Here is an 11,130-nt window from a genome sequence, read left to right as displayed (position 1 = left end):
CATGGTGGGGCGGGCGCGGTCCGTTTACGGCGGCCGCACTGGACCCCGAGGGACGCATCGGCGTCAACCCTGCCGGCCGGCGAGACGGCCCAGCGGACGCTTCGACGCGGATCTGGAATTCGGTGCGACGGGACGGTTGCCAAGCCATCCGAGTTTGGGTAGAGAAGCGCTCCGGCGGCGCTGCCGCCCACGGATGCGGGTGTAGCTCAGGGGTAGAGCACAACCTTGCCAAGGTTGGGGTCGAGGGTTCGAATCCCTTCGCCCGCTCCAGTTCTTCCGGGTGCGATTCATCCGGGCACTTTCGCGAAAGCCGATTTGCAGACATCGATTGCACCGGGACGACCGCAATGTTTCGGGTGTTGTTGCGCTCCCTGAAGTCTCCCGCCGGCTCCTCCGATCCTGTCGCCGGCCGCTGCAAGACCGCCCCGCTCTTCATCCCGTCCTATCGCAGCAGCGGCGCGATCCGCGTCAACGCGCGCCCACCGCGCCCGACGCTCGCCCGCCGCAAGCTCGGCCGCCTGATCGAAGCGCGCCGCCGCGCGAGCTGAGCGGACGGTCAAAGTCCCCCCAACGTTCGTCCTCACCCTGAGGAGGCTGCGAAGCAGCCGTCTCGAAGGGCGAGGCCCCGGCCTCGCCGGTGTTGGAAAGGCCGATCCGGGGCCGCATGGTTCGAGACGCGCGACTGCGTCGCGCTCCTCACCATGAGGGGAGAGTGTGCGTCGCGCGGCGACCGAATCACTCCGCCGCCGCGCCGGCCCCCCGCGCCCGCCGGTCGGCGACGCCGACGACGCCCTCCGGGGTGACGACGATCGTGTGGGCCGAGCCCGAGGTGGCGCCGACCTCGATCGTGTGGCCCATGGCGGCGAGCGCCTGGGCGGTCGCGGGCGGGATCGCCCGCTCCAGCAGCAGCACGTCGGGCCGCCACTGGTGATGGACGCGCGGCGCCGCGACGGCGGCGGCCGGCGACAGGTCGAAGTCGACGCGTCCGAGAATCACCTGCAGCACCGTGGAGATGATCCGGCTGCCGCCCGGTGCGCCGGTGACCAGCTTCGTCTTTCCGTCTTTGAGCACGATCGCCGGCGTCATCGAGGACAACGGCCGCTTGCCGGGCGCCGGCGCGTTGGCGGCACTGCCGATGAGCCCGAAAGCGTTCGGTGCGCCGGGCTTGGCCGAAAAGTCGTCCATGGTGTTGTTGAGCAGCACGCCGGTGCCGTCGGCGACCAGCCCCATGCCATAGTTGAAGTTGAGCGACGTCGTCAGCGCCACGGCGTTGCCGTCGCGGTCGACGACCGAGAGATGCGTCGTGTTGGCGCCGCCGCCGCCGAGCGCCGGGCTGTCCGGCCGGATCGTCGCGGCCGGGCGGGCCTTCGCCGGATCGATGCCGCGGCGCAGCTCGGCCGCGTAGTCCTTCGACAGGAGCTTCCCCAGCGGCACGTCGACCTGGTCGGCGTCGCCCAGGAACGCCGCGCGGTCCGCATAGGCGAGCTTCATCGCCTCGACGACGAGATGCAGGGCGGCCGGCGTGCCGGCGCCGAGCGCCGTCAGGTCGTAACCTTCCAGGATGTTGAGCATCTCGATCAGATGCACGCCCCCCGAGGAGGGTGGCGGCATCGAGAGTATCTCGTAATCTCGATAGGTGCCGCGCACCGGCGGCCGCACCACGGCCCGGTAGCCGGCGAGATCCGCGATCGTCAGGATCCCACCCGCGGCCTTCACGGTCGCGGCGATCTTGTCGGCCACCGGCCCGCGATAGAAGCCGTTCGGCCCCTCGGCGGCGATCCGCCCGAGCGTGTCGGCGAGGTCCGGCTGCTTCAACAGCGCGCCCTCGGCCGGCGCCTTGCCGCCGGGAAGAAAGACCTTGGCCGACGACGGCCACTGGCCGAGCCGCCGCTCGGCGAGCGTCAGCGTCTCGAACAGGTCGCCTGTCACCGGCACGCCGTCGCGCGCCAGCCGCACCGCCGGCTCGATCAGCGCGGCGAGCGACAGCTTGCCGGATCCGTACTTCTCGTGCGCCAGCGCCAGGCCGGCGACGCTGCCCGGCACCGCGATGGCGCTGGCGCTGAACCGGGCCTTCAGCGGGTCGGCATTCCCGGCCGCGTCCAGGAACATGTTCGGGGTCGCCGCGGCCGGCGCCGTCTCGCGGAAATCGATCGTCACCGGCTCGCCGCCGGCCCGGTGCAGCACCAGGAACCCGCCGCCGCCGAGATTGCCGGCCCGCGGCAGCGTCACGGCGAGCGCGAAGGCGGTGGCGACGGCCGCGTCGACCGCGTTGCCGCCGCGCGCCAGCACGGCGGCGCCGATACGGCTCGCCTGCGCCTCCTGGCTCGCCACCATGCCGTGCCGGCCGGTGACGGCGCTGGCGTCGATCTCGCCGGTGCTGGGCGAGACGTCGGTCGCCTGCTGGGCGGCAGCCGGGGGAGATGCCGCGAGGACGAGCGACAGGAGAAGCGCGAGCACGAGACGCATGGGACGGATCGGCCTTTCCGGACGGGCGTTGGAGGCAGAACAATGCCCGATATGGGTCGCCGGCGGACGAAATGCCCGCCCGGCCGGGATCCGGTTCATGGGCTGGGCGAGAATCGCGTCGCGCGCGTGACGCCGTCCCCCGGCCGGCGCAAGTCCGATCTGCATACGTAATCGGCGCTCTGCCGCAATCGTGTGCAGAGGTTTACATGGGGTCCGGCTCGACATGCGGGCCGATGTCGCGAGGAGCACGCCATGGATGCGGACACGGCGGGAGCCGGAGCGGGCTTCGGGTCAGGGTTCGGAGCGGGAGCAGCCCCCGACGAGTCGCGTGCGAAAAGCGTGATCGCCGCGGCCGAGGCGATCCTGGCGGCCCGGCACGGGGACGCGGCGACCGGGCTGGCCGGCGCCCTGTTCGGGGCGGTTGCGGCCGAGGATCTCGCCGAGTACGACGGCGACGAGCTCGCGAACCTCGCGGACGGCGCCCTCGCGTTCCTGGCCGAGCGGACGCCCGGCGCGCCGAAGATCCGGATCGCGACGCCGGACGGCGTCGCCGCGCCGGCGCCCGTGTCGGTGATCGAGATCGTCAACGACGACATGCCGTTCCTGGTCGATTCGGTGCTCGGCGCGCTGCGCGAGCACGGGCTCGACCCGCTGCTCGTCGCCCATCCGGTCCTCGCCGTGACGCGCGACGCCGACGCCCGCCTGCAGTCGTGGGCGCCCGCCGCCGCGGCCACGGTTCCGGGGACGGCCCGCGAAAGCCTGATCCACATCCATGTCGGGCGCATCGTCGACGCCGCCCGCCGCGACGAGATCGTCGCCGCGCTGGGCGCCACGCTCGCCGACGTGCGGCTCGCCGTCACCGACTGGCGGGCCATGCGGGCCCGGCTCGAGGAGGTGATCGCGACGCTCGAGCGCGACCCGCCGCCGCTGCCCGACGGCGAGGTCGCCGAGGCGACCGCCTTCCTGCGCTGGCTGCTCGACGACAACTTCACGTTCCTCGGCATGCGGGCTCACGCGATCGACGACGACGCGGTGCCGACCGAGCCCGGAGGAGCCGCGCCCGCCGACGCGCTCGGCATCCTGCGCCAGGGCGACGTGCGGGTGCTGCGCCGCGGCCGCGAGATGGTCGCGGTGACGCCCGAGGTGATGGAGTTCCTGCAGGAGCCGAAGGCCCTGATCATCACCAAAGCGAACGCGCGCTCGCGCGTCCATCGCCGCGTCCACATGGACTATGTCGGCATCAAGCGGTTCGATGCGAGCGGCCGCGTCGTCGGCGAGCTGCGCCTCGTCGGCCTGTTCACGGCGACCGCCTACACGCGCTCGGCCCGCGGCATCCCGTATCTGCGCCGCAAGGTCGAGGCCGTGCTGGCGCGCGCCGGTTTCGCACCGGCGAGCCACTCGGCCCGCGTGCTCGCCAACGTGCTGGAGACCTATCCGCGCGACGAGCTGTTCCAGGTCGACGAGGAGACGCTGCTGCGCTTCTCGCTGATCGTGATGCATCTCGGCGAGCGGCCGCGGGTGCGCGTGCTGCCGCGGCTCGACCGCTTCGACCGGTTCGTCTCGGTGATCGTCTACGTGCCGCGCGACCGCTACGACTCGACCATCCGCGAGGCGATCGGGGCGCATCTCGCCGCCGTCTACACGGGCCGCATCGTCGCCTTCTATCCGTGGTTCCCGGACGGGCCGCTGGTGCGGGTCCACTACATCGTCGGCCGCTTCGTCGGCGAGACGCCGCGCCCGAGCCGCGCCGCCCTGGAGGACGCCGTCTCCGGCATCGTGCTGACCTGGCAGGACCGGCTCGCCGCGGCGCTCGCCGCCAGCCACGAGCCGGCCCGCGCCGCGGCCCTGAGGGAGAGATACGCCGAGGCGTTCTCGCGCGCCTATCGCACCGCCTTCACGCCGTCGACCGCGGTCGACGACATCAAGATCCTGGAGCGCCTGACGCCGGACCGGCCGCTCGGCGTCGACTTCTATCGCAACTCGACCGACGCGCCGGCCTGCGCCCGCCTGAAGGTGTGGAGCCAGGGCCGGCCGATTCCGCTCTCCGAGCGCGTGCCGGTGCTGGAGCACATGGGCTTCCGCGTCGTCGAGGAGAGCACGTTCCGGGTCGCGACGCCGACCGGCGACGCTTCGAGCGCGCAGCCGGACGCGCCGGTGTGGCTGCACGACATGCAGCTGGAGCGGCTCGGCGGTGGCGCCGTCGATCTCGATCTGCTCGGCCGCCGGCTCGAGGCCGTCTTCCTGATGGCGATGCGCGGCATGGCCGAGGACGACGGCTACAACGCGCTGGCGCTCGTCGCCGCCATGCCGTGGCGCGACATCGCGCTGGTGCGCATGCTGTCGCGAGCGCTGCGCCAGTTCGGCATCCGCTACTCGCAGGACTACATGTGGGCGACCCTGACCCGCCACCCGGCCATCGCCGAGCGGATCGTCGCGCTGTTCCACGCCCGCTTCGCGCCGCGCCAGGGCCTGTCGGTCGACGATCGCGCCGACCACGAGACCGAGATCCTGCACGAGATCGACACGGCGCTGGACGCCGTCGACAGCCTCGACGAGGACCGCATCCTGCGCCGCTTCGTCAACCTCGTGCTCGCGGCGGTGCGCACCACCTATTATCAGCTCGATCGCGACGGCTTGCCCAAGCCCGTGATGGCGATCAAGTTCGACAGCCGGCGCATCGACGACCTGCCGCTGCCGCGGCCGCTCTACGAGGTGTTCGTCTATTCGCCGCGGCTCGAGGCCGTGCATCTGCGCTTCGGCAAGGTGGCGCGCGGCGGCATCCGCTGGTCGGACCGGCCGCAGGACTTCCGCACCGAGGTGCTGGGCCTCGTCAAGGCCCAGCAGGTGAAGAACGCCGTCATCGTGCCGGTCGGCGCCAAGGGCGGGTTCGTGCCCAAGCAGCTTCCCGTGGGCGGCAGCCGCGAGGCCGTGCAGGCCGAGGCGATCGCGAGCTACGAATTGTTCATGGGCGCGCTGCTCGACCTCACCGATACGATCGCGCCCGACGGCCAGGTGATCCCGGCCGATACGGTGCGGCACGACGGCGACGATCCTTATCTGGTCGTCGCCGCTGACAAGGGCACGGCGACCTTCTCGGACATCGCCAACGGCATCGCCCAGGCGCACGGCTTCTGGCTCGACGACGCCTTCGCATCGGGCGGCTCGGCCGGCTACGACCACAAGGTCATGGGCATCACGGCGCGCGGCGCCTGGGAGGCGGTGAAGCGCCACTTCCGCGAGATGAACGTCGACATCGGCAAGGTGCCGTTCACGGCGGTCGGGGTCGGCGACATGTCGGGTGACGTGTTCGGCAACGGCATGCTGCGCGAGCGCACCACGAAGCTGATCGCGGCCTTCGACCATCGCGACATCTTCATCGACCCGACGCCCAACCCGGGGCGGAGCTTCGAGGAGCGGGCGCGGCTGTTCGCCCTGCCGCGGTCGAGCTGGCAGGACTACGACAAGTCGCTGATCTCTGCAGGCGGCGGGGTGTTCCCGCGCAGCGCCAAGGAGATCACGTTGTCGAAGGAGGCGCAGGCGGCGATCGGGCTGAAGAAGGAGCGCGTCACCCCGGCCGAGCTGATGAGCGCCATCCTCAAGGCGCCCGTCGATCTGTTGTTCTTCGGCGGCATCGGCACCTATGTGCGAGCGCCGGAAGAGACCAACGACCAGGCCGGCGACCGCGCCAACGACGCGATCCGCATCACCGGCCCGGAGCTGCGCTGCAAGGTGGTCGGCGAGGGCGCCAATCTCGGCCTCACCCAGCGCGGCCGCATCAGCGCGGCGCTCGCCGGCGTGCGGCTCAACACCGACGCGATCGACAACTCGGCCGGCGTCAACACGTCCGACGTCGAGGTGAACCTGAAGATCGCGCTCGGCCGGCCGCTGCGCGACGGTCGTCTCGACCGGCCGGGCCGTGACACCCTGCTCGCCTCGCTGACCGACGACGTCGCCCGCGTCGTGCTGCGCAACAACTATCAGCAGACCCAGGCGCTCTCGTTGGCGCAGCGCCGCGGGCTCGAGGATCTCGGCTTCCAGCAGCGGTTGATGCAGACGCTGGAGCGCCGTGGCCTCCTCGATCGCGCCGTCGAGATGCTGCCCGACGACGTCGAGATCGCCGAGCGGCGCAGCCGCGGCGTGCCGCTGGCGCGGCCCGAGCTCGCCGTGCTGCTCGCCTACGCCAAGCTGTCGCTGTCGCACGACCTCCTGGAGTCGTCGATCCCCGACGACGCCTATCTGGGCCGTGAGCTCGGCCGCTACTTCCCGCCGGTCGTCGGCGAGCGCTTTCCCGACGCGCTGACCGAGCACCGTCTGCGCCGCGACATCATCGTGACGCAGCTCGCCAACTCGATGATCAACCGCGGCGGTCCGACCCTGATCGTGCGCATCGCCGACCAGACCGGCGCGGCACCGGACCGCATCGCCGCCGCCTTCGCGGCGGTGCGCGATTCGTTCGACATGGTCGCGCTCAACACCGCGATCGAGGCGCTCGACAACCGCATCCCGGGCGACCTGCAGCTCGCGCTCTTGGAGCAGGTGCAGAACCTGCTGCTCGACCGCATGGTGTGGGTGCTGCGCCGGCTCGATCTCTCGGGCGGCCTCGCCGGCATCGTCGACCGGCATCGGGCCGGCATCGCCGCCATCGAGGCGGCGCTCGACCACGTGCTGCCCAAGCCCGCCCAGCTGGCGCGCGCCGGGCGCACCTCCGAGCTCGCCGCCGCCGGCGTGCCGGAGCAGCTCGCTCAGCAGCTCGCCGACATGCCGCAGATCGGCGGGGCGCTCGATGCGATCCGGGTCGCCGACCGGGTCGGCCGTCCTGTCGAGGAGGCCGCGGCGACGTGGTTCGCGGTCGCGGCGCATTTCGACATCGACCGGCTCTCTATCGCGGCCAGAAAAATCGTCGTCGCCGACTATTTCGATCGGCTCGCGCTCGACCGGGCGCTCGATCAGATCGGCGACGCCGCGCGCCGCATCACGGCCGAGACGATGGCGGACGGTTTGTCCGGTCCCGCCGCCGTGGAGGCGTGGACGAAAGCACGCGGCAGTGCGGTCGACCGGGTGCGCGCCGCCGTGCAGGAGATCGCCGCGTCCGGCCTGACGCTGTCGCGCCTCTCGGTGGCCGCTAGCTTCCTGGGCGACCTCGCGCCGGGGTGATGCGACGAGGCACCGCGTGCCCCGGACAAGGCGCGTCGGGCCAGCGGCCCGATGCGCCGCAGAGCCGGGGCCCAGTGGCGGCTGGGTGAGCGTCTCGTTCCTTGGCTCTGGGTCCCGGTTCGCGGCGCGTGGCGCCGCGCCCGGGACACGAAGCTCTTCTTCGGTGCGAAGCAGCGTGAACCGATCCACTTCGACCGCATCGCCCCGACCTGATCAGCTCGCCAGCCGCAGCTTCGACAGCGGTCCGGACAGGGCCGGCACCGGCAGCGGGTGGCGCACCCGGCCGGTGCGGTCCTGCAGCACCGTGATCAGCATCTGCGCTTCGCCGTCGCGGTCGCAGACCGGCAGCGAGCGGGCCGAGACGATGCGCGGGCCGGCGCCCGGCGTCTCGATCGCCCGCTCCTCGATCAGCACCGGCGCGCGGCCGTCGAGCACGGTGCGCTCGTCGTCGGCGATCCGCGCCGCCGTGGCGCCGGGGAAGACCTCGCGCGCCGTGCGGCCGAGCACCGCATGACGCGAGACGCCGAGCAGCGCTTCGGCGGCGCGGTTCATCAGCACGTAGCGGCGGTCGCCGGCGTCCTTCGCCAGAATGGCGTCCGGCACGGCGTCGAGCACGGTGGCGAGCAGCGCCTCGGAGCGCACCAGGGCCGCTTCGGCGCGGCGCCGCACCGTCACGTCCTCGTGGGTCGACACCCAGCCGCCGAGCGCGAGCGGCCGGTGCGTGATGCAGATCACGCGGCCGTCGGCGAGCACGAACTCCTCGGCGCCGTCCCGGCGCTCGGCGATCCAGCGGACGAAGGCCTGCGCGTCGCCGAGGCCGGCGCCGGCGCGCGCGAGGCGGCGCAGCAGCGCCTCGAGCGGCAGGCCGGGCTCGGCCGCCTCGCGGGCGAGGCCGTACATGGCGAGGAAGCCGTCGTTGCACAGCACCAGCCGCATCGAGGCGTCGATGCCGACGACGCCGAGCGGCAGGTTGTTCATCGTGGTCGCGAGCGTCTCGCGCTCGGCCCGGATCGCGTCCTGGGCCTGCTCGCGCGCCGCCGCCGCGGTCGCGGCGTCGAGCGTCGCGGCGCGCTGTGCCGCGTCGCCGCCGAGGCCCGGACGCGCTGACGGGGCGGAGAGCGCGGCTGCACCGGCGACCAGCGCCGCGACCGTCACGACGCCGAGCCCGGCGACGACCCAGGCGGCCGCCGGCGCGCCCTGCGCCAGCGTGATCGTCACCGCGACGGCCGTGAGGCTCGTGATCAGGAGGACGAGGCCGATCACGACGCGCGCCACGCGGCCGTCGTGCGGGAGCGGCGGGGCCGGAGCCGGGGCGATCGTTCCGGCGGCGGGGGCGGCCGCGGACAGGTTCGTCGAAACGTGGCGCGTCCGATGGGGGTTCGTCATGGTCTCCGGGTCCTCCGGGTTTCGGGACGCGGAGACATCGATTAAACTCCTAACGAAAGTTTGCGGGCGTTCGCGGAGCCGGGCCGGCGCGTCGTCCGTGGCCGGAGCACCGCAAGGCCGAAAAGGCGTCGTGATTCAGCGGTCCGGGACGGTTAACGCCGGCGTTTACCACGGCGACGATCGACAGCGACGATCGACAGCGCCAGTCGATCGCCCCGCCACCGTCGCAACGGGAGGAGCTTGGTATGACAACCCCCGCCGCCCATCTCACGCTGCAGTTCCTCGGCTGGCTCGCCGAGGCGCCGCGCAGCTACGCCGCCGTGATGGAGGCGTGGCGGACGAGCTGTCCGCGCCTGTCGATCTGGGAGGACGCGCTGATCGACGGTCTGGTCGAGATCGGCGCCGGCGCGCCGAGCCGCGACGCAGCGCCGGTGCGCCTGACGGCCCGCGGCCGCGCGCTGCTCGCCGCCGCCGATGCGAGGCCGGCCGCGACGACGGCCGCGGCCGTTGCGTCGGGCGCACCCGTCAGCGCGCGTACTTCGAGAACGCTGCGACGACGCGCTCGTAGACGGGCCGCTTGAACGGGATGATCAGGCCGGGGAGGTTCTCCACCGGCTCCCAGCGCCACTCGGCGAACTCGGCCTCGTGGGCGCCGCCGCCCGGCTCGTGAATGTTGATCTCGCGCTCGTCGCCGGTGAAGCGCAGCGCATACCATTTCTGCGTCTGGCCGCGATACCTGCCCTTCCAGGCCTGCCCGACGATGTCGCGCGGGATGTCGTAGGCGAGCCACTCCTCGACCTCGCCGAGCTTCTCCACCGAGCGGATCGAGGTCTCCTCGTAGAGCTCGCGCAGCGCCGCCGGCCACGGATCCTCGCCCGGGTCGACACCGCCCTGCGGCATCTGCCAGGCGTGGACGTCGTCGACGTGCTCGGGCCCTTCGGTGCGCCGCCCGATGAAGGCGAGGCCGTCGCGGTTGAGCACCATCACGCCGACGCAGGGACGGTAGGGGAGATCTTCGAAGCGGGTCATTGTTTGCTCATAGGGACGCGGAAGTCGTGATGACGGCGCAAACCCTCGATCCGTCATCCTGAGGTGCTCGCGCAGCGAGCCGCGAAGGATGCGGCCCGAGAATCGACAAGGGGGCCTCCGGGCCGTCGCCCTTCGAGGGCCGCGCTAAGCGCGGCCACCTCAGGGTGACGGTGAGAGTAGATGCGTGTTGCCGGCGCTCACTGCGCCGGGCCCAGCACCTTGCGGTACTTGTCGATCTCGGAGACGACGAGGCGGCCGGCGGCGGCCGGGTCCATCTCCTCCTCGGTGGCCGGGATCGAGCCGAGATCGTCCATGCGCTTCTGCAGCGCGTCGCTCGCCACCGCCTTGCGCAGCGCGGCGTTGAGCTTGGCGATGGCGGCGGGCGGCGTGCCCTTCGGCGCGAACAGGGCGTTCCAGCCCTGCTGCTGCCACTCGGGCAGGCCCGCCTCGGCGGAGGTCGGCACGTCGGGAATCGTGCGCATGCGGTGCGGCGCCGAGACGACGAGGCCGCGCACCAGCCCGTTCTGGATCGCCCCGGACACCGAGGCGGCGGCGTCGCAGACGCCGTCGACCTGGCCGCCCATCAGGTCGTTGAGGGCGGGCGCCGCGCCCCGATAGCTGACCAGCGTCACGTCGATCCCGGCCGCCGCCATGAAGGTCTTGCAGATGAGATAGTTCGACGAGCCGATGCCGGCATGGCCGAGATTGACCTTGCCGGGATTGGCCTTCACGTGGGCGATGAAGCTCTTCAGGTCGGTCGCCGGGAAGTCCTTGCGGATGGCGATCACCGGCACGGTCTTGGCGGCGAGCCCGATCGGGACGAAGTCGTCGTTGGTGTACTTGATCTCAGGATAGATCGCGTAGGCGGCCGCGTTGGTGCCGACATTGCCGATCGCGATCATGTAGCCGTCGGCCGGGGCGCGGGCGACGCGGGCGAGCGCCGTCGAGCCGCCGGCGCCGGGCACGTTCTCGTTGATGATGCGCTGGCCCAGCACCTGGCCCATCTGCTCGGAGACGACGCGGGCGATCACGTCCGAGGTGCCGCCGGCGGCGAACGGCACGACCATGGTGACGGGGCGGGTGGGGAAGTCGTCG

General features: G+C 72.2%; 6 protein-coding genes and 1 tRNA gene. 3 read left to right on the top strand and 4 right to left on the bottom strand.

Annotated features, from left to right (window positions below):
* Positions 1 to 195: 195 nt before the first annotated feature.
* Positions 196 to 270 (top strand) — tRNA-Gly (locus tag CCR97_RS28240).
* A 465-nt stretch (positions 271 to 735) separates the two neighbouring features.
* Here the strand turns inward: CCR97_RS28240 and ggt are convergent.
* A complete protein-coding gene (gene ggt / locus CCR97_RS28230) occupies positions 736 to 2,466 on the bottom strand; it encodes a gamma-glutamyltransferase (protein WP_111357280.1) in 1,731 nt (576 codons plus the stop codon).
* A gap of 252 nt (positions 2,467 to 2,718) precedes the next feature.
* On the opposite strand from ggt, the gene CCR97_RS28225 reads away from it, so the two are divergent.
* Positions 2,719 to 7,620: an NAD-glutamate dehydrogenase gene (locus tag CCR97_RS28225; RefSeq protein WP_201160105.1), complete on the top strand. Its 4,902-nt coding sequence runs from the start codon at positions 2,719 to 2,721 to the stop codon at positions 7,618 to 7,620.
* A 213-nt stretch (positions 7,621 to 7,833) separates the two neighbouring features.
* Here CCR97_RS28225 and CCR97_RS28220 read toward each other — a convergent pair whose 3' ends face one another.
* A complete protein-coding gene (locus tag CCR97_RS28220; RefSeq protein WP_201160104.1) occupies positions 7,834 to 9,006 on the bottom strand; it encodes a PAS-domain containing protein in 1,173 nt (390 codons plus the stop codon).
* A gap of 245 nt (positions 9,007 to 9,251) precedes the next feature.
* On the opposite strand from CCR97_RS28220, the gene CCR97_RS28215 reads away from it, so the two are divergent.
* Positions 9,252 to 9,587 (top strand): hypothetical protein, encoded by a 336-nt coding sequence (locus CCR97_RS28215; protein WP_201160103.1) that lies wholly within the window; start codon positions 9,252 to 9,254, stop codon positions 9,585 to 9,587.
* Here CCR97_RS28215 and CCR97_RS28210 read toward each other — a convergent pair.
* The gene (locus CCR97_RS28210) at positions 9,532 to 10,035 is read right to left on the bottom strand and encodes an RNA pyrophosphohydrolase (protein WP_111356642.1); all 504 of its coding nucleotides are present in this window, start codon (positions 10,033 to 10,035) and stop codon (positions 9,532 to 9,534) included. The two genes, CCR97_RS28215 and CCR97_RS28210, sit on opposite strands and share 56 nt — an antisense overlap.
* 197 nt (positions 10,036 to 10,232) lie before the next feature.
* A partial coding sequence (locus CCR97_RS28205; protein ID WP_201160102.1) for a tripartite tricarboxylate transporter substrate-binding protein occupies positions 10,233 to 11,130 on the bottom strand: 898 nt, incomplete at its 5' end.

It is taken from the genome of Rhodoplanes elegans, assembly GCF_016653355.1.
Classification (GTDB): Bacteria; Pseudomonadota; Alphaproteobacteria; order Rhizobiales; family Xanthobacteraceae; genus Rhodoplanes; species Rhodoplanes elegans.
Note: the sequence above shows the minus strand (reverse complement) of the source record. Positions and strands in the feature narration are given on the sequence as shown.

What these genes read in the sequence shown, in the direction of transcription:
- ggt (WP_111357280.1), bottom strand. Translation starts at nt 2,466, where the DNA reads ATGCGTCTCGTGCTCGCGCTTCTCCTGTCGCTCGTCCTCGCGGCATCT.
- CCR97_RS28225 (WP_201160105.1), top strand. Translation starts at nt 2,719, where the DNA reads ATGGATGCGGACACGGCGGGAGCCGGAGCGGGCTTCGGGTCAGGGTTC.
- CCR97_RS28220 (WP_201160104.1), bottom strand. Translation starts at nt 9,006, where the DNA reads ATGACGAACCCCCATCGGACGCGCCACGTTTCGACGAACCTGTCCGCG.
- CCR97_RS28215 (WP_201160103.1), top strand. Translation starts at nt 9,252, where the DNA reads ATGACAACCCCCGCCGCCCATCTCACGCTGCAGTTCCTCGGCTGGCTC.
- CCR97_RS28210 (WP_111356642.1), bottom strand. Translation starts at nt 10,035, where the DNA reads ATGACCCGCTTCGAAGATCTCCCCTACCGTCCCTGCGTCGGCGTGATG.